Origin of the sequence: Variovorax sp. W2I14 (assembly GCF_050435205.1) — a bacterium.
GTDB classification, from domain to species: Bacteria; Pseudomonadota; Gammaproteobacteria; order Burkholderiales; family Burkholderiaceae_C; genus Variovorax; species Variovorax paradoxus_C.
Genome location: NZ_JBNDJX010000001.1, coordinates 7,153,737 through 7,171,465 on the forward strand (window position 1 = coordinate 7,153,737; position 17,729 = coordinate 7,171,465).

The 17,729-nt window shown below is 66.2% G+C and carries 16 protein-coding genes; 12 read left to right on the plus strand and 4 right to left on the minus strand.

The features are described from left to right. Nucleotides 1-7: 7 nt before the first annotated feature. On the plus strand, nucleotides 8-1,096 hold the full coding sequence (gene hisC / locus QF040_RS33245; RefSeq protein ID WP_429614443.1) for a histidinol-phosphate transaminase: 1,089 nt from the start codon (nucleotides 8-10) through the stop codon (nucleotides 1,094-1,096). On the opposite strand, the gene rsgA is transcribed toward hisC, so the two are convergent. The 3 genes from rsgA to QF040_RS33260 are packed head-to-tail and all read right to left on the minus strand — an operon-like array spanning nucleotide 1,090 to nucleotide 3,709. Next, nucleotides 1,090-2,049, minus strand: coding sequence for a ribosome small subunit-dependent GTPase A (gene rsgA, locus QF040_RS33250; protein ID WP_429614444.1), 960 nt, complete (start codon nucleotides 2,047-2,049; stop codon nucleotides 1,090-1,092). The two genes, hisC and rsgA, sit on opposite strands and share 7 nt — an antisense overlap. Nucleotides 2,050-2,061: 12 nt before the next feature. Continuing rightward, nucleotides 2,062-2,412 carry a 4a-hydroxytetrahydrobiopterin dehydratase gene (locus QF040_RS33255; protein WP_429614445.1) on the minus strand — a complete coding sequence of 117 codons (351 nt, stop codon included), beginning with the start codon at nucleotides 2,410-2,412 and terminating at the stop codon, nucleotides 2,062-2,064. A 31-nt stretch (nucleotides 2,413-2,443) separates the two neighbouring features. Beyond that, entirely contained in the window at nucleotides 2,444-3,709 is a 1,266-nt protein-coding gene (locus QF040_RS33260) for a M48 family metallopeptidase (protein WP_429614446.1), read from the minus strand. A gap of 59 nt (nucleotides 3,710-3,768) precedes the next feature. Here QF040_RS33260 and orn point away from each other — a divergent pair, with 59 nt between their 5' ends. From orn to QF040_RS33290, 6 genes are all read left to right on the plus strand, one after another. Next, nucleotides 3,769-4,365, plus strand: coding sequence for an oligoribonuclease (gene orn / locus QF040_RS33265; protein ID WP_429614447.1), 597 nt, complete (start codon nucleotides 3,769-3,771; stop codon nucleotides 4,363-4,365). A gap of 261 nt (nucleotides 4,366-4,626) precedes the next feature. After that, entirely contained in the window at nucleotides 4,627-6,576 is a 1,950-nt protein-coding gene (locus QF040_RS33270; protein WP_429614448.1) for a DEAD/DEAH box helicase, read from the plus strand. Between the two features lie 214 nt (nucleotides 6,577-6,790). Further along, nucleotides 6,791-7,864 (plus strand): NAD/NADP octopine/nopaline dehydrogenase family protein, encoded by a 1,074-nt coding sequence (locus tag QF040_RS33275; protein ID WP_429614449.1) that lies wholly within the window; start codon nucleotides 6,791-6,793, stop codon nucleotides 7,862-7,864. Further along, nucleotides 7,854-8,858: a 3-hydroxybutyryl-CoA dehydrogenase gene (locus QF040_RS33280; protein WP_429614450.1), complete on the plus strand. Its 1,005-nt coding sequence runs from the start codon at nucleotides 7,854-7,856 to the stop codon at nucleotides 8,856-8,858. The genes QF040_RS33275 and QF040_RS33280 overlap by 11 nt, the downstream gene beginning before the upstream one ends. Continuing rightward, complete coding sequence (locus QF040_RS33285; RefSeq protein WP_429614451.1) at nucleotides 8,855-9,655, plus strand: alpha/beta fold hydrolase; 801 nt, start codon at nucleotides 8,855-8,857, stop codon at nucleotides 9,653-9,655. Before QF040_RS33280 ends, QF040_RS33285 begins: the two co-directional genes overlap by 4 nt. Then, complete coding sequence (locus QF040_RS33290; protein WP_429614452.1) at nucleotides 9,652-10,527, plus strand: quinone oxidoreductase family protein; 876 nt, start codon at nucleotides 9,652-9,654, stop codon at nucleotides 10,525-10,527. Before QF040_RS33285 ends, QF040_RS33290 begins: the two co-directional genes overlap by 4 nt. A gap of 6 nt (nucleotides 10,528-10,533) precedes the next feature. On the opposite strand, the gene QF040_RS33295 is transcribed toward QF040_RS33290, so the two are convergent. After that, the gene (locus QF040_RS33295) at nucleotides 10,534-11,016 is read right to left on the minus strand and encodes a MarR family winged helix-turn-helix transcriptional regulator (RefSeq protein ID WP_429614453.1); all 483 of its coding nucleotides are present in this window, start codon (nucleotides 11,014-11,016) and stop codon (nucleotides 10,534-10,536) included. Between the two features lie 159 nt (nucleotides 11,017-11,175). Between QF040_RS33295 and QF040_RS33300 the strand changes: the two genes are divergently transcribed. From QF040_RS33300 to QF040_RS33320, 5 genes are read left to right on the plus strand one after another with little or no spacing between them, the layout of a single operon-like run. After that, nucleotides 11,176-13,368, plus strand: a complete 2,193-nt coding sequence (locus tag QF040_RS33300) for a thiamine pyrophosphate-dependent enzyme (RefSeq protein WP_429614454.1) — start codon at nucleotides 11,176-11,178, stop codon at nucleotides 13,366-13,368. Between the two features lie 4 nt (nucleotides 13,369-13,372). Next, nucleotides 13,373-14,884, plus strand: coding sequence for an indolepyruvate oxidoreductase subunit beta family protein (locus tag QF040_RS33305; protein ID WP_429614455.1), 1,512 nt, complete (start codon nucleotides 13,373-13,375; stop codon nucleotides 14,882-14,884). A 21-nt stretch (nucleotides 14,885-14,905) separates the two neighbouring features. Next, a complete protein-coding gene (locus QF040_RS33310; protein ID WP_429614456.1) occupies nucleotides 14,906-15,898 on the plus strand; it encodes a PDR/VanB family oxidoreductase in 993 nt (330 codons plus the stop codon). 19 nt (nucleotides 15,899-15,917) lie between these two features. Further along, nucleotides 15,918-17,231, plus strand: a complete 1,314-nt coding sequence (locus QF040_RS33315; RefSeq protein WP_429614457.1) for an aromatic ring-hydroxylating dioxygenase subunit alpha — start codon at nucleotides 15,918-15,920, stop codon at nucleotides 17,229-17,231. Further along, complete coding sequence (locus QF040_RS33320; RefSeq protein WP_429614458.1) at nucleotides 17,231-17,725, plus strand: aromatic-ring-hydroxylating dioxygenase subunit beta; 495 nt, start codon at nucleotides 17,231-17,233, stop codon at nucleotides 17,723-17,725. The genes QF040_RS33315 and QF040_RS33320 overlap by 1 nt, the downstream gene beginning before the upstream one ends. Nucleotides 17,726-17,729 lie beyond the last annotated feature (4 nt).

Consider the following 17,729-nt stretch of genomic DNA (forward strand, 5'->3'; position numbering starts at 1 on the left):
GCGTGACATGACCACCGCAGTGCCGGCCTTCTGGAGCCCGCGCATCGCCGCGCTCGAGCCCTACGTGCCGGGCGAGCAGCCGCGCATCGCGAACCTCGTCAAGCTCAACACCAACGAGAACCCGTATCCGCCGTCGCCGCTTGCTGTCGACGCGATTCAGCAAGCTGCTGCAGACGGGTTGGAGCGCTACCCCGATCCCACCTCGCTCGCGCTGCGCGAAGCGGTGGCGCGGCGGCACAGTCTGACGGTCGAGCAGGTGTTTGCCGGCAATGGCTCGGACGAAGTGCTTGCGCATGCCTTCTTCGCCTTCTTCCAGCAGGCCGAGCCCTTGCTGATGCCCGACGTGAGCTATAGCTTCTACAAGGTCTATGCCCAGCTCTATGGGATTGCCTGCGAAGTGCAGCCGGTCGATGCCGGCTTGCGAGTCGACATCGAAGCCATTGCGGTGCGTGCGCGCAATGGATGCGCAGGCATCGTGATCGCCAATCCGAACGCCCCCACGGGTATCGGCTTGCCGCTTTCGCAGATCGAACGGCTGCTCGCAGCGTGCCCCGACCGCGTGGTGTTGGTGGACGAGGCGTATGTCGATTTCGGCGGAGAAAGCGCCTTGCCGCTTATCGACAAATATCCGAACCTGCTCGTGGTGCAGACCCTTTCCAAGTCGCGTTCGTTGGCGGGATTGCGCGTCGGCTTCGCGTGCGGTCAGCAGCACCTGATCGACGCCTTGGTGCGCGTGAAGGACAGCTTCAATTCCTACCCGCTCGACCGGCTCGCCACGGCGGGCGCCGTCGCGGCGCTGGAAGATGAGGCCTGGTTCAACACCACCCGCGACAAGATCGTCGACACCCGCGAAGGGCTGCACCTGCAGCTCGAAGACCTGGGCTTCGAGGTATTGCCCTCGCAGACCAACTTCGTGCTCGCGCGCCATCCGCAACGCGATGCGGCGGAATTGGCCGCGTTGCTGCGCGAGCGCGCGGTGCTGGTGCGGCATTTCAAGCAGCCGCGCATCGCGCAGTACCTGCGCATCAGCATCGGCACGCGCGAGCAGTGCAGCGCGCTGGTGCAGGCGCTGCAAGCGATCCTGGGCGCTCAGTAGCGCGTCTGGCTCAGCTCGGCGAACAGCTCGCCGTAGATTCTGTAGCGCGATGCGCTGATCGGGCCTGCATGCGTGGGTGTCTCGACGTTCGAGATCACGCCGCAGCCGGGTTCGTGCAGGTGGGTGCAGTTGTAGAACTTGCAGTCGCCCGTGTGCTCGGCAATGTCAGGCATCAACCCGGCGAGCTGCATCGGCTCGATGTGGTTCAGGCCGAATTCCTGGAAGCCCGGGGAATCGATCAGTCCGGTGGTGCGCGCTTCGTCGATCCAGTACCAGGTGGTGCTCGTGGTCGTGTGCTTGCCGGAATTCAGCGCCTGCGAGATCTCTTGGGTCAGCACGGTCGCGCCCGGCACCAGCAGGTTGGTCAGCGTGCTCTTGCCCGAACCGGAAGGGCCGAGCACGAGGGTGGACTTGCCGGACAGCAGCTTCATCAGCGATGCATAGTCCGCCTCGCCCGACGCCTTGAGCGACAGCGGCAGCACCCCGTGATGCATGCGGCGATAAGGCGCCAGCTTGGTCCAGGCGCGCTCGAAAGGTTCGACCAAGTCGCTCTTGTTGAGCGCGATGATCGGTGTGATGCGCTCGGCTTCCGCCGCGATCAGCGCGCGCGCCAGTTGGTGCTCGGAGAACTCAGGCTCGGCCGCGATCAGGATCAACACATGGTCGAGATTGGCCGCAAAAGATTTCGTGCGGATCTCGTCCTGCCGATAGAAGAGATTGCGCCGTGGAAGCACTTCCTCGATGGTGCCTTCGTCCTCGGTGGCCTGCCAGCGCACGCGATCGCCGACCACGGCCTGGCTCTTCTTGCCGCGCGGGCGGCAGATCAACCGCTCGCCTGTGGGCGTTTCGACGAGGCAGTGACGCCCATGGCTGGCGACGACGAGGCCGTCGTGCCGCGTCTTCCCCGTGTTGTGCGCAGCAGGGGTGAAGGCGGCGCGGCCCGGCTTAGCCACAGGCGTGTTTCCTCACGCGGAGGGACTCGCAACCAGCGCGTCGGCCTGCCGTGCGCAATCGAAATCGGTGACCGACAGGCCCTTCACGTCATGCGTGTTGAAGCGCACCACGCAGCGGTTGTAGTGCACCGACAGGTCGGGATGGTGGTCCTGCGTGTGCGCAACCATCGCCAGCGCGTTCACGAAGGCGATGGTCTCGAAGTAGTTGGCGAAGGTGAAGGTCTTCTCGATGGCGACATCGGCACCGTCGCCGGTGAGCTTCCAGCCGTCGAGCTTGGAGAGGCCGGAAACGATCTCCGTGGCACTCAGTGCCTTGCGGACCGGAAGGTTCTTCCAGTCCTTGGGTTTGAACATGCTGCTCATGAGGGGCTCTGCTGAAATTTGGGGTGGTTGATCACGCCGCAGTCATGCGCGCAAGGCGCTCGGACGCGGGCGGATGGGAGTAGTAGAACTTGACGAACACCGGATCGGGCGTGAGCGTCGATGCGTTGTCCTGGTAGAGCTTGAGCAGGGCGGCGGAGAGGTCGGCGCCGCTGGTCTGCGCGACGGCGTAGGCATCGGCCTCGAACTCGTGCTTGCGCGAGAGGCGCGCCGGCAGCGGCGCCACGAAGAAGCCGAACACCGGCAACGCGAGCATGAACAGCAGGAGGGCCAGCGCGCTGTTGGGCGCGGCGGGGGACATGTTCGGCTGCACGCCCAGGCCGGTATAGAACCAGACCTGGGTCGAGACCCAGCCCAGCAGCGCGAAGCCGGCGAGGCTGAGCGCGAACATCGCGACGAGCCGCTTCACGATGTGACGGTGCTTGAAGTGGCCGAGTTCATGGGCGAGCACTGCCTCCACTTCGCCGGCATTCAACTGGCGCAGCAGCGTGTCGTAGAACACCACGCGCTTGCTTGCACCGAAGCCGGTGAAGTACGCGTTTGCGTGGGCGCTGCGGGTGCTGCCATCCATCACGAACAGGCCCTTGGCTGCGAAGCCGCAGCGCTTCATCAATGCCGTGACGCGTGCCTTCAGTGTGGGATCGTCCAGCGGCTTGAACTTGTTGAACAGCGGGGCGATGAAGGTCGGGTAGATCAGCATCAGGAGCAGGTTGAACCCCATCCAAGCGGCCCACGCCCAGAGCCACCAGAGCGTGCCGGCCGCACCCATGAGCCACAGGATCAACGCGGCGATCGGCAGGCCGATCAGCGCGCCGAGCAGCGTCGACTTGACGGTGTCGGCGAGCCAGAGCTTGAATGTCATCTTGTTGAAGCCGAAGCGCTCTTCGAGCCGGAACGTCTGCCACAGCGTAAAGGGCAGCTCGAGCAGGCCGCCGATGGCTGCGAACGCGCCCAGCAGCACCAGTTGCTGAACCATCCCGCCACCCAGCCACATGAGCAAGAGCTTGTTGAGCACGTCGAGCCCGCCGAGCAGCGTCCAGCCGAGCAGCAACGCCGCGCTCCAGGCCATCTCGACCAAGCCGAAGCGGGCCTTTGCGATCGTGTAATCGGCGGCCTTCTGGTGGGCGGCGAGCGTGATGGTCTGCGCGAAAGCTTCCGGCACGGCGCCGCGGTGCTGGGCCACATGGCGCACCTGACGCGAAGCGAGCCAGAACTTCACGAGCAGGCCTGCAACGAGCGCGGCCGCGAAGGCGATGGTGAAGATGAGCGAATAGGACATGGAGCGGCGAGTTTAGTCCCCGGTAAATCGGGGCGCAGGCCTTGGGCGACAATCCTGCGATGCCCGAATCCATTGACCCGACGCCCCCCGCAGCTGTTCCCACCCTGAAGAAAAGCGACCAGAACCTGGTCTGGCTGGACTGCGAGATGAGCGGCCTCGACCCCGAGAAAGAGTTCCTGCTGGAGATCGCCGTGGTCGTCACCGGCCCCGACCTCACGCCCCGCATCGACGGCCCGGTGCTCGTCATCCATCAGAGCGACGCCGTGCTCGACGCCATGGACGCTTGGAACAAAGGCACCCACGGCCGTAGCGGCCTGATCGACAAGGTGAAGGCTTCCACGTTGGACGAGGCCGCGGCCGAACAGCAACTGCTCGAATTCATCGCCAAATACATTCCCCGCGGCGGCTCGCCGATGTGCGGCAACACCATCGGGCAGGACCGGCGATTCCTGGTGAAGTTCATGCCCAAGCTGGAGGCGTACTTCCACTACCGCAATCTCGACGTCAGCACCCTCAAGGAACTGGCCAAGCGTTGGAAGCCCTCGGCGTACAGCGCCTTCAAGAAACAGCAGGCGCACACCGCCCTCGCCGACGTGCATGAGTCCATCGAGGAACTCGCCCATTACCGGGAAACCTTCATTCGCCTGACCGATTGAGGTTCATTGACAAGAGATTAGGTAAAAACCCGAAGCCGTGCCATAATTGCAGGCTTCGCTGATTTGCATTTGTCACAGGACACAGATCAGCGTCTCTTGCATCTCCCTATCTTGCACACCGCGCCCGATCGCATTCGCTGATCAAAAAGGGCCACAGCCTCAGGCGTTAGCCGGAAGCTGAATGTCGTTGGATGGTTGATGTTTTTAACCACCAACGGGGCGCCGCCTACGGCAGCGCTCGCGTTTGAGATTGATATCTACATGACCGACGCTTTTGAAGCGCAGGGCGAGTTCGCGCCTGTGCAATCCGCTACCAACAACGAATTCACCGCCGCTGTGGACACTGTGTCCGAAGCGCCGATCCTCGAGGCGCTCGATGCAGCCGCCCCCGAGGCCGCTGCGGTCGAACAAGAACCCAGCCTGCCCAACGGCTTCATCCGCCTGGGCCTCGCACCCGAACTGATCGCCGCCGTGGCCGACCTGGGTTTCACCCAGCCGACCACCGTGCAAGACAAGGTGATCCCGCTCGCCATGGGCGGCGAAGCCGGCCAGGACGGCAAGGCCCGTTTCGTCGACCTGATGGTCTCGAGCCAGACCGGTTCGGGCAAGACCGCTGCCTTTCTGCTGCCCGTGCTGCACACCCTCCTGAAGCGCCAGGCCGAAGCCGAAGCAGAAGCCAAGGCCGAATTCCAGCGCCTGGCCGCCGAAGCTGCCGCCCGCGGTGAAGCCGCGCCGAAGAAGCCCAAGCGCAAGGACCCGACCAACACCCGTCACTTCAAGGCTGCCACCCCCGGCGCCCTGATCCTGTGCCCGACGCGCGAACTCGCGCAGCAAGTCGCACACGACGCGATCGAACTGGTTCGCCATTGCCGCGGCCTGCGCATCGCCAATGTGGTGGGCGGCATGCCTTACCAACTGCAGATCGCCAAGCTGCAGAACGCCGACCTCGTGGTTGCCACGCCCGGCCGCCTGCTCGACCTGCAACGCTCGCAGCAACTCAAGCTCGACCAGGTCAAGTTCCTGGTGGTCGACGAAGCCGACCGCATGCTCGACCTGGGCTTCTCCGACGACCTGGCCGAAGTCAACCAGCTCACCATCGAGCGCCAGCAAACGATGATGTTCAGCGCCACCTTCGCGCCGCGCATCCAGCAACTGGCCCAGCGCGTGATGCGCGAGCCGCAGCGCGTGACCATCGACAGCCCGCAGGAAAAGCACGCCAACATCAAGCAGTCGCTGTACTGGGCCGACAACAGCCAGCACAAGCGCAAGCTGCTCGACCACTGGCTGCGCGACACCAGCATCAACCAGGCGATCGTGTTCGCCAGCACGCAAGTCGAGTGCGATGGCCTCGCCAACGACCTGCAGCAAGAAGGCTTCAGCGCCGTGGCGCTGCACGGCGCCCTGAGCCAGGGCCTGCGCAACCGCCGCCTGATGGCGCTGCGCCAGGGCCAGGTGCAGATCCTGGTGGCCACCGACGTTGCCGCCCGCGGCATCGACGTGCCGACCATCACCCACGTCTTCAACTTCGGCCTGCCGATGAAGGCCGAGGACTACACCCACCGCATCGGCCGCACCGGCCGTGCCGGCCGCGATGGCCTGGCCATCACGTTTGCCGAGTTCCGCGATCGCCGCAAGATCATGGACATCGAGCAATACAGCCGCCAGCAGTTCAAGGCTGAAGTGGTTGCCGGCCTCGAGCCGCAACAGCGCATGCCGCAATCGCGCCCCCCGATGGGCGAGTATCGCGGTGGCCGTGGCGACAACCAGTCGCGCGACCGCAAGTTCGGCAATGGCGGTGCAGGCGGCGGCGGTGGCTATCGCGGCAACAACGGCGGTGGCTATGCCGGCGCCAGCGGCTTCAACGACCGCAACGCACGCGGTCCGGCCCCGAGCCAAGGTCACCAAGGCCCGCGCGGCTTCCAGGGCGGCAACAACGCCGGCTTCGGCGGCGGTCGTGACGATGGCGGCAACAACGGTGGTGGCGCGGGCTACGGCCGCAAGCCGGGCTGGGGCGACAGCGCCCCGCGCGGCGGCCATGGCGGCCAAGGCCACCACGGTGGTGGTCGCGGCGACGGCGGCTTCGCGCCCCGTGAAGGCTTCGCACCCCGCGAAGGTTTCGCGCCGCGCGGCAATGGCGCAGGCCATGGCGGCCCGGGCAAGGTGTTCGTGCCCCGCGACGCACAGAAGCGTGCGTTCAAGCCCTCGCGCTGATCCAATTCCAGAGCGGCCCAGCGGCCGTCTCGCCCCAAAAGAAAGCCCGCGCTTCGCAAGAAGCGCGGGCTTTTTCATTGCGGGTTTCCGAGAGGGCTTTCGCCCCCGAGTTTGGTTGACATCTGAATCGATGAAAAGTAATGTAATAGCGCATTGCGCCCCGGTCCGCGCTTCGGCTGCCGGTTCATCGACATCTGCTTTTCAAATTCCGAACATGAAAATTGCAATTCTTGGCGGTGGCCACGGTGCTTACGCAGCCGCCGCGGACCTGTCCGAAGCCGGTCACGAGGTGCGCCTGTGGCGTCGTGATGCCGCAGCACTCGAGCCGGTTGTGCAGGCCGGCGCGATCACGCTGAAGGATGCCGACGGCGCACGCGAGGTGCCGCTGTCGCTCGCGACCGCCGACATCGCCGCGGCGCTGAAAGGCGCAGAGCTGATCGTCATCCCCACCCCCGCCATCGCCCAGCACGACATCGCACTCGCGATGGCCCCGCACCTCGTCGACGGTCAGGTCGTCTTCCTGCCGCCCGGCACCTTCGGTAGCTACGTGATGGCGCGAGCGGTGAAAAAGGCCGGCAACCACGCCGACGTAGCCTGGGCCGAGACCGGCACCTTGCCGTACCTCGCACGCAAGCACGGCGAGCGCGAGGTGAACGTCACCATCCGCGCGATCCGCCTGCCGACCGGCGTCTACCCGGCGCGCAAGGAGGCCGAGGCGATCGCGGTGATCCGCAAGGCCTACCCGGCCGTGCATGGCTGCGGCGATGCGCTATCGGGCGCGCTCATGAACGCCGGCCCGGTCATCCACCCGCCACTGATGGTGATGAACGCCGCGCCGCTGCAGCATTTCGAGCGCTGGGACATCCACAACGAAGGCACCCAGCGCGCGGTGCGCGACGTGACCGACCGCCTCGACCGCGAGCGCATGGCCGTGCGCGAAGCCTTCGGGCAGGGCGCGCCGCACTACCCGCTGGCCGACCACTACAACAACGACCAGTGGATGTACGGCGACGCGCACAAGCAGCTCGTCAAGTCCGGCGACTGGCGCGAGAACATCGACCTGCACACGCATCGCTACATCACCGAAGACACAGAGCTTGGCCTGGCCTTCCTCGCCTCGGCCGCCCGTCATGCAGGCGTGGACGCGCCGATCGCACACGGCCTGCTGGCCATCGTGGGGGGCTTTCTCGGCCGCGACCTGCGCCACGGTCTGCGCACTTTCGAAAGCCTGGGCCTCGCCGACATGAGCGCGGCGCAGCTCAAGCAGAGGCTGCACGATGGCGAATGAGCCCGCGCGACCCCGCTTCGCAGCCGTCGGCGCCGGCCGCATGGGGCGCGGCATCGCGATTGCGTTCGCTTACGCCGGTCACCGCATCTCGCTGATCGACCTTCGCCCGCGCAGCGACGAGGCCTGGCAGCACCTCCGTGAGGAGGCGAAGGCGGAGATCGAAGCGAGCCTCGCGGGCCTCGCGCAACTCGGCGTGATCGATGCAGCGCAGATCCAGTCCATCGCCGCCCGCGTGGACTTCGTGAATGCCGCTGCCGCCCCGCAAGCACTCGCGGCCGCCGAGTTGGTATTCGAAGGCGTCCCCGAAACCATGGAGGCCAAGCGCGAAGCCTTCGAGCACCTCAACCGCCATTGCCGCGACGACGCGATCCTGACCTCGACCACCAGCAGCATCCTCGTAACGCAGCTCGCGGCGCTGGTGCGCCTGCCCGAGCGCTTTCTCAACATGCACTGGCTCAACCCGGCGTATGTGATCCCCGTGGTGGAACTCAGTTGCCACCCGGGCACTGACGCCGGAGTGCTCGCACGCACGAAGGCGCTGATGGAAGCGATAGGCAAGCTGCCCGTGGTGTGCGGCGCGTCGCCCGGCTACATCGTGCCGCGTCTGCAGGCGCTGGTGATGAATGAGGCGGCCCGCATGATCGAGGAGGGCGCCGCCACCGCTGAGGAAATCGACAAGGCCACGCGCTACGGCCTCGGCCTGCGCTTCGCCGCGCTCGGCGTGGTCGAGTTCATCGACTTCGGCGGCTGCGACATCCTGCATCACGCGAGCCGCGAGATGTCCACCTCGATCGACAAGGGCCGCTACACCGCTCCGGCCATCGTCGAGCGCATGGTCGCCGAGGGGCGCCTCGGTCTCAAGAGCGGCAGCGGTTTCTACGACTACGAGGGCCGCGACGTCGCCGCATACCGGCGCGACGTGCTCTCGCGCACGCTCGGCGAGCTGAAGCAAGCGGGTCTCTGGCGCGCGCCTGCCGACGAGACGCTGTCATGACGATCCGCCGCGCTTTTGTCGATCTGTCGGTGGGGCAGGTGCACTACGCGGCATACGGCGACACGGATGCCCCGGCTGTGCTGCTGCTGCACCAGTCGCCGCGCAGCTGGGCCGAGTACCGCGAGGTGCTTCCGCTGATCGGCGCACGCTACCGCGCCATCGCGATGGACACCGCAGGCTTTGGCGATTCTTCGGACGGCGGTGTGTCCGCGAGCATTGAGCAATGGGCGCGCGTGGCGTGCGAGTTGCTCGATGCGCTGGGTATCCAACAAGCTGATGCTGTGGGCCACCACACGGGAGGCGTCGTCGCCATCGAACTGGCTGCCGCGTTTCCGAATCGCGTGCGCGGTCTGGTGCTGTCGTCCACGCCATACACCGACGAGCCCTTTCGCATCGCGCGTGCCCAGCGGCCGCCCATCGACGAGGTTGCGCCGAGCGAAGACGGCAGCCATCTCGCCGCGCTGTGGCAAAAGCGTCAGGGTTTCTATCCGGCGGGGCGACCCGACTTGCTCGGAGCCTTCGTGCTCGATGCGCTGAAGGTCGGTCATCGCGTGGAGGAGGGCCATCGCGCCGTTGCGTCCTACCGCATGGAAGATCGCATCGGCCGAGTGACGCAACCGACACTCATCATCCGCGCCACCGATGATCCGTTTGCTGCACCGCATGCGACGGAGCTGCAGCACCATCTGCCGCACGCGCGCATTGTCGACATCGAAGGCGGCATGGTGCCCTTGCCGGACCAGATGCCCGAAGCCTTCGCGCAGACCGTGCTCGAGTTTCTTTCTACGTTGCCATGAAGGCGATCCGCATCCACGGTTTCGACGCAGTGCCCGTGCTGGAAGAGGTGGCCGATCCCGTCGCGCGCCCTGGCCGCACCATCGTCCGCATGCAAGCCGCCACGGTTGGCCACATCGACCGCACCGTGTGGCGCGGCAGTTTCTTGCGGCATCCGCCGCTGCCCTACACGCCGGGCGTGGAAGCCGCGGGCATCGTCATTGCGAGCGGGCGCTACGAGGTGGGGCAACGCGTGTGGCTGCGCGGCAGCGGCCTGGGTACCCTGTTCGACGGCACATGGTGCGAGCAGATCGATGCCCCCGATGAAGCGCTCGGCCTCTTGCCCGATGCATTGCCGATGACACTCGGCGCCGCGTTCTTCTCGCCCACCACATCGGCATGGGTGGCGTTGCATGAAGTCGCGAAGCTGCAAGCTGGAGAGCAGGTCCTGGTGACGGGTGCGAGCGGCGCGGTGGGTTCTCTCGTGATGCAACTTGCGCGCGATGCAGGGTGCACGGTAACGCCGGTCGCTCCGAACATTGCCCCCGCCGCTGCCAGCGCCGACCTGCTCATCGACACCGTCGGCGGCAATGTGCTCGCAGCGTCATTGCCTGCGGTGCGCCCCGGCGGGCGCGCCGTGCTGATCGGCTACACCGCAGGTCCCACATTGCAACTGGACATCGCGCACTTCCTGCAGCGCGATGTGGCGCTGCTGCCGCTCAACATGTTCAGGCGGGAGGCCGAGGGCCGTGCCGCAGCGCCCGAGTTGCTCGCCCGGTTGGCCGATGGGCGCCTCCGCCTCGACGTGCAGAGCTTCGCGCTCGCCGATGCCGCTATCGCACTCGAATGGATCGCGCAGCGCGGACATCGCGGCCGCGCGGTGCTCGTGCCGTAGGCGGCCTCAGTCTTCTTCCGGTTCCTCGAGCGGCACGTGCACGTGCAGTTCGATCATCCGCCGCAGCGTCTGCTTGAGCTCTTCGGCCCGCCGCAGGCCGAAGGGTTCGAGCACACGCCGCTCGTGCTCGCGCGCCAGTTCCATCAGGTGCTCAACGGCCTTCAGTCCCTTGCGCGTGATGCGCACCAGCGTGATGCGGCGATCACTTTCGTGGGGCAGGCGCTCCACCTGTCCGCGCGATTCCATGCGGTCCAGCAGGCGCGTCACCGTCGGCTGCTTGGTCACGGTCACCTGCGCAAGCTGGCCGATGCTGATCGGCTCACTGCCCGCGAGCGAGGCCATCACGCGCCACTCCGACACCGAGAAGCCTTGCTGTCGCGCCACCTCGTGGAACTCCGAGGAGATCAGCTGGCTGGCCTGCGCCAGCAGCGCCGGCAGGTAGTCGTCGACGAAGCGATGCGATTCGGTGAGTTGGTCTTGTTCAGCCACGAAGGCACCTCGCTGCCAGGCACGTCAAACCAGCCGTGGGCACGCCGCTTGCATGTCTAGGGTAATTCATGATTGTGGATACATTCATTTGTCAACATTATAGAAAGCGTGATGTGGCACCTGAAGCGCATCCTCCCACGAGAAAGAAGAAGGACCCACATGGCTGAGCGTTCGTTCGTCGAAGAAGTCAAGAAGCTGCGGCTTTCCGGCGGAGATGTGTTTCGTGGCGAAGGCATTCTGGCGGTCACCAAGGCCTTGCTCGAATCGGAAGTTTCCTATGTGGCCGGCTACCAGGGCGCACCCATCTCGCACCTGATGGACGTGCTGGCCGATGCGCAGGACATCCTTGCCGAGCAGGGCATCCGCTTCGAGAACAGCGCGAGTGAAGCGACTGCCGCCGCCACGCTCGCTGCATCAGTCAACTACCCGCTGCGCGGCGCCGTCACCTTCAAGGCCACCGTGGGCACCAACGTCGCATCCGATGCGCTGGCCAACCTCGCATCGGGCGGCGTGACCGGCGGCGCACTCATCATCGTGGGCGAGGACTACGGCGAAGGCTCGTCGATCATGCAGGAGCGCAGCCACGCGTTCGCGATGAAGTCGCAGATCTGGCTGCTCGATCCGCGCCCCAACCTGCCGAGCATCGTCGATGCGGTGAAGACGGGCTTCGATCTCTCCGAGGCCAGCAACACGCCTGTGATGCTGCAGCTGCGCATACGCGCCTGCCACGTGCACGGCCACTTCATCGCGGGTGACAACAAGCGCGCCAAATTCACGCTGCAGGAGGCGCTGGAGAACCCGCAGCGCGACGTCAGCCGCATCGTGCTGCCGCCCGCGAGCTTCGTGCATGAACAAGAGAAGGTGAAGGACCGCTGGCCCGCCGCGGTGCGCTTCATCGAGGAGCGCCGGCTCAACGAGTTCTTCTCCGAAGACGCCGACGACATCGGCATCATCGTGCAGGGCGGCAGCTACAACACGCTGCTGCGCGCATTGGAGCGGCTCGACCTCGCCGACGTATACGGCAACACCAAGGTCCCGCTCTACGTGATGAACGTCGCCTATCCGGTCATCGAGAGCGAAGTCATCCGCTTCTGCGAGGGCAAGCGCGCGGTGCTGATCGTGGAAGAAGGCCAGCCCAATTTCGTCGAGCAGAACCTCGCGACCATCCTGCGCCAGGCGGGCTCGACAACCGCGCTGCACGGCAAGGACATGCTGCCCGTCGCCGGCGAGTACACGTCCTCCGAATTGCTCAAGGGCGCGCGCGCTTTCTGCGAGCGCTACGAACGCCTCGCGCCTTTGCCGGTGCCCGTATCGGTGCGCAAGGTCATCCCGCTGAAGGAAGTGGCTGCCATCGGCGTCGATGCCGCGCCCGAGCCCGCTGTGCCATCCACAGCCCTCGGCGATGTCGTGCACGCCCGCCCGCCGGGCTTCTGCACCGGCTGCCCCGAACGCCCGATCTTCAGCGCGATGAAGCTGGTCGAGCGCGAACTCGGTGCGCACCACGTGAGCGCCGACATCGGCTGTCATCTCTTCTCCATCCTGCCGCCCTTCAACATCGGAAACACCACGATGGGCTACGGCCTCGGCGGTGCCGGTGCGGCGGCATTGAACGCCCCTGCCGGCAAGCGCGCGATCTCGATGATGGGCGACGGTGGCTTCTGGCACAACGGCCTTACCAGCGGTGTAGCGAACGCGGTCTTCAACAAGAGCGACAACCTCACCATCGTTGTCGACAACAACTACACCTCGGCCACCGGCGGGCAGGACATCCTCTCGTCGAACGCCGTCAACAAGACGCGCAGCACCGGCCACGAGATCGAGCGCGCCGTACGCGGCGTGGGCGTGGAATGGGTGAAGACGCTGCGCCGCACCTACGACGTGGCCGGCATGCGCGATGCGCTGAAAGAAGCGCTCACCACCACGAAGAAGGGCCCCAAGGTCCTGATCGCGCAGTCGGAGTGCATGCTCAACAAGCAGCGCCGCGAGAAGCCGCTGGTGCGCAAGGCCATCGCCGATGGCAAGCGCATGGTGCGCGAGAAGTTCGGCGTCGATTCCGACACCTGCACCGGCGATCACTCGTGCATCCGCCTGTCGGGCTGCCCGTCGCTTTCCATCAAGCCCAACCCCGATCCACTGCGCACCGACCCGGTCGCGGCCGTGCTCGACAGCTGCGTGGGCTGCGGCGTGTGCGGCGAGGTCTCGCATGCCGCGGTGCTGTGCCCCTCGTTCTACAAGGCGCAGATCGTGAGCAACCCGACCGGCTGGGACAAGCTGCGCGAGCGCGTGCGTTCCGCGGTCATCGGCTGGCTGCAGCGCGGCGAAGCGCGCCGCCGCGAAGCCTATGCGTTCTGAAGCGATGACGAACACCAAGGCACAACCGATCAAGATCGCGATCCTCGCCATGGGCGGGGAGGGCGGTGGCGTGCTGGCCGACTGGATCGTCGACATGGGCGAGGCGAACGGTTATGTCGCCCAGACCACCTCCGTGCCGGGCGTGGCCCAGCGCACCGGCGCCACCATTTATTACGTCGAGCTCTATCCCGTCGCGCAAGCCGAAGCGGATGGCGGCCGGCCCGTGCTGGCGCTGATGCCATTGCCGGGCGACGTCGATGTGGTGCTCGCATCCGAACTCATGGAAGCCGGCCGCGCGGTGCAGCGCGGCCTGGTCACCAACGACCGCACCACGCTCATCGCGTCGACGCATCGCGTGTTCTCCATTGCGGAGAAGAGCGCGCTGGGCGATGGTCGCGTCGACAGCGCTCAGTTGCTCGCGCACACGGCCAAGGCTGCCAAGCGCTTCATCCGCTTCGACATGGCACAGGCCGCCGAAGCCTCGGGCAGCGTGATCAGCGCCGTGCTCTTCGGCGCTCTCGCGGGCTCGGGCGTGCTGCCGTTCAGTCGCGCGCAGTTCGAAGCGACCATCGAACGCGGCGGCGTCGGCGTGAAGCCCAGTCTTAAAGCCTTCGGTGGCGCGTTCGCTCGCGCTCAAGGCGGTGACGATGGTGAGACGCCGCCTGAAGCCGCGTTGGCCACGCCCACGCCACAACCCCGTCACCCGGCCGTGCGCGCTCTGGTCGAACGCGTGCAACACGACTTCCCGCTCGCCGCGCAAGACTTCCTCCTCGAAGGCGTGCGCCGCCTCATCGACTACCAGGACCTGGCCTATGCCGGCCTGTACCTGGACCGGATGGCCACCATCGCCGCCTTGCCGGGAACTGGCGATCACCGTCTGCTGCGCGAAACGGCGCGGCATCTCGCCCTCTGGATGTCCTACGAAGACACCGCCCGCGTGGCGGCCCTCAAGACCCGTGCCACCCGCTTCGAGCGCGTGCGCGGCGAGGCCCGCGTGCAGTCCGGCCAGGTGCTCGCCATCAACGAGTACATGCACCCGCGCCTGCAGGAAATCTGCGAAACGCTGCCGGGCGGCATCGGCCGTTGGCTCATGAATTCCTCGACGCCCAAGAAGATCGTCGAGCGCTTCACGCAGAAAGGCCGCGTGATCCAGACCAGTTCGCTGCGCGGCTACCTGATGCTGCGCACCGTGGCCGCCATGAAGCGCTGGCGCCGTTCGACGATGCGCTACGCCGAAGAAAACCGCCGCATCGAGGAATGGCTGCAGCGCATCGCCGCCACCGCCCAGCGCAACCCCGAGCTGGCGGTGGAACTCGCGCAGTGCCAGCGCCTCGTCAAGGGCTACAGCGACACGCACGAGCGCGGCATCCGCAACTACGACACCGTGATGCGCGCGGTCGAGCGCGCCGGCGCGCAGCTCGCGCCCGCCACCTTGCGTGAACTGCGTGACGCGGCGCTCGCCGACGAACACGGCCACAAGCTGCAGGCTGCGCTCGCGCAGCACGCACTGGCCTGAAAAGACGACGACGGACGCACGATGACCGCTCCCACCGCCACGCTCCAGCTTCGCGTCGCCGAAGCGCGCGAACTCAATCCGCTGATCCGCATGCTGCGCCTGCGCGCGGAAGACGGTCGCCCGCTACCGGGCTTCGCGGCCGGCGCGCACATCCGCGTGCAGGTGTCGCTGCCCGACGGCAAGACCGACTGGCGCCATTACTCGCTGATCAACTTCGCGACCGCGCGCAACGCGACGAACGCGCCGACCGACTACGTGATTGCCGTCCGCAAGGAAGCCGACGGCCGTGGCGGTTCCCTCTTCATGCACGAGGGGCTGAAGGAGGGCGACACGCTCGCCATCGAGGCGCCGAAGAACGACTTCCCGCTGCACACCGGCCCCGGCGGCTCGGTGCTGGTGGCGGGCGGCATCGGCGTCACGCCGCTCGCCACCATGGCCGCGCGCCGGCGCGCCGAAGAGGCGCCCGTGCGCATGCACTACGCCGGCCGCAGCCGCGAGTTGATGGCCTTCCTGCCCGAGCTGCAGGCGCTGCTGGGCAACGACCTGCGTGTGCATACCGACGCCGAAGCCGGCGCGCCGCTCGACATCGACGCGCTCCTCGACGACGTGCCGGCCGGCGACCGCCTCTACGTCTGCGGTCCCAAGGTCATGCTCGATGCCGTGCTTGCCCGCACCCAGGCGCGCGGCTGGGCGCACGACCGCGTGCACTTCGAACTCTTCACCGAGCCGGTCGCCGAAGAAGGCGACCAGCCTTTCGAGGTGAAACTCGCCCAGTCGGGCCAGCGCTTCACGGTTGCAGCCGACCAGAGCATCCTCGACTGCCTCATCGCCAACGGCTGCGACCCGATGTTCGATTGCAAGCGCGGCGAATGCGGCGTGTGCGCCGTGCCTGTGCTCGAAGGCGAAATCGACCACCGCGACTACGTGCTCACCGCCCGCGAGAAGGCGGAAGGCAACGTCATCCAGATCTGCATCTCGCGCGCCAAGGGTGCGCGCCTGGTGCTCGACATCTGAAGCAGGAGCCACGAGAACCATGCCTTCGTACAGAGACAACCCTGAAGCCGTCCGTGCGCTCGTGCAGAACGACCGCGTGCATCGCGACCTCTACACCAGCCAGGAACTCTTCGAGCTGGAGCAGGAGCACTTCTTCGCCAACACCTGGAACTACGTCGGCCACGAAAGCCAGCTGCCCAAGCCCGGCGACTGGATCAGCAACGAGATCGCCGGCCGCCCGCTGATCGTCGTGCGCCACACCGACGGCAGCGTGCGCGCGATGATGAACCGCTGCGCCCACAAGGGCTCGCGGCTCGTGAGCGCGCCTTGCGGCAACACCGGCAAGTTCTTCCGCTGCCCCTATCACGCGTGGACTTTCAAGACCGATGGCTCGCTGCTCGCGATTCCGCTGAAGACCGGCTACGAGAACACCGCGTTGCACGAGTGCGAGTCGGCCAAGGGCCTGACGACGCTCAAGCACGTGCGCAGCCACCGCGGCTTCATCTTCGTGAAGATCAACGACGCAGGGCCGGACTTCGACGAATACTTCGGCGACTCGCTCAGCTCCATCGACAACATGGCCGATCGCTCGCCCGAAGGCGAACTCGAAATCGCCGGTGGCTGCCTGCGCTTCATGCACCAGTGCAACTGGAAGATGTTCGTGGAGAACCTCAACGACACCATGCATCCGATGGTGGCGCACGAGTCCTCGGCGGGAACCGCCAAGCGCATGTGGGCCGACAAGCCGGCCGACGAGCCCAAGCCCATGGCAGTCGAGCAGTTCGTGCCTTTCATGTCCGACTACAAGTTCTTCGAGGACATGGGCATCCGCACCTACGACCACGGCCACAGCTTCACGGGCGTGCACTTCAGCATCCACAGCAAGTACAAGGCGATCCCCGAATACGACGACGCGATGAAGGCGCGTTACGGCGAAGAGAAGACCGCGCAGATCCTGGGCATGGCGCGGCACAACACGGTGTACTACCCGAACCTCACGATCAAGGGCGCGATCCAGGCGATCCGCGTGGTGAAGCCGATCTCGGCCGACAAGACGCTGATCGAGAGCTGGACCTTTCGCCTGAAAGGCGCGCCGCCCGAGCTGCTGCAGCGCACCACCATGTACAACCGGCTCATCAATTCGCCGTTCTCGGTGGTGGGGCACGACGACCTGCAGGCGTATCGCGGCATGCAGGCCGGACTGCATGCGAGCGGCAACGAATGGGTGAGCCTGCACCGCGACTACGACCCCGCCGAACTGAAGGGCGGTGAGATCACGACCGGCGGCACGAACGAGTTGCCGATGCGCAACCAGTACCGCAGCTGGGTCGAGCGCATGACGGAGACGATGTGATGGCCGGCACCGACACCCAAGTCACCCGCCAGGACCTGATCGACTTCGTCGTGAACGAAGCGCATCTGCTCGACACACGCCGCTATGAGGAGTGGAACGCGCTCTTCACCGACGACGCCTTCTACTGGGTGCCGCTCGTGCCCGACCAGGAAGACGGCCTCAACCACACCTCGCACCTCTACGAGGACAAGCTGCTGCGCGACCTGCGCATCGAGCGCCTGAAGAGCCCGCGCGCGTTCTCGCAGCAGCCGCCGAGCCGCTGCCATCACCTGCTGCAGGTGCCGGTCGTCGAGACCTTCGACGCCGAGGGCAACCGCTTCGTGGTGCGTACCAGCTTCCACTACACCGAATCGCAGGGTGACGAGCTGCAGTTCTACGTCGGCACCTTCTTCCATCACCTCACGCTGCAGGACGGTGCCCTGCGCATGACGCTCAAGCGCGTGAACCTGCTCAATTGCGACGCGGCGCTTCCGGCCGTGCAGCTTTTCATCTAAGGAC

Excerpts from the sequence above, each read along its gene's own strand:
- hisC (WP_429614443.1), top strand. The coding sequence starts at position 8 with ATGACCACCGCAGTGCCGGCCTTCTGGAGCCCGCGCATCGCCGCGCTC.
- QF040_RS33310 (WP_429614456.1), top strand. The coding sequence starts at position 14,906 with ATGACCGCTCCCACCGCCACGCTCCAGCTTCGCGTCGCCGAAGCGCGC.
- QF040_RS33305 (WP_429614455.1), top strand. The coding sequence starts at position 13,373 with ATGACGAACACCAAGGCACAACCGATCAAGATCGCGATCCTCGCCATG.
- QF040_RS33320 (WP_429614458.1), top strand. The coding sequence starts at position 17,231 with ATGGCCGGCACCGACACCCAAGTCACCCGCCAGGACCTGATCGACTTC.
- QF040_RS33285 (WP_429614451.1), top strand. The coding sequence starts at position 8,855 with ATGACGATCCGCCGCGCTTTTGTCGATCTGTCGGTGGGGCAGGTGCAC.
- QF040_RS33290 (WP_429614452.1), top strand. The coding sequence starts at position 9,652 with ATGAAGGCGATCCGCATCCACGGTTTCGACGCAGTGCCCGTGCTGGAA.
- QF040_RS33275 (WP_429614449.1), top strand. The coding sequence starts at position 6,791 with ATGAAAATTGCAATTCTTGGCGGTGGCCACGGTGCTTACGCAGCCGCC.
- QF040_RS33270 (WP_429614448.1), top strand. The coding sequence starts at position 4,627 with ATGACCGACGCTTTTGAAGCGCAGGGCGAGTTCGCGCCTGTGCAATCC.
- QF040_RS33280 (WP_429614450.1), top strand. The coding sequence starts at position 7,854 with ATGGCGAATGAGCCCGCGCGACCCCGCTTCGCAGCCGTCGGCGCCGGC.
- QF040_RS33315 (WP_429614457.1), top strand. The coding sequence starts at position 15,918 with ATGCCTTCGTACAGAGACAACCCTGAAGCCGTCCGTGCGCTCGTGCAG.
- QF040_RS33300 (WP_429614454.1), top strand. The coding sequence starts at position 11,176 with ATGGCTGAGCGTTCGTTCGTCGAAGAAGTCAAGAAGCTGCGGCTTTCC.
- QF040_RS33260 (WP_429614446.1), bottom strand. The coding sequence starts at position 3,709 with ATGTCCTATTCGCTCATCTTCACCATCGCCTTCGCGGCCGCGCTCGTT.
- orn (WP_429614447.1), top strand. The coding sequence starts at position 3,769 with ATGCCCGAATCCATTGACCCGACGCCCCCCGCAGCTGTTCCCACCCTG.
- QF040_RS33255 (WP_429614445.1), bottom strand. The coding sequence starts at position 2,412 with ATGAGCAGCATGTTCAAACCCAAGGACTGGAAGAACCTTCCGGTCCGC.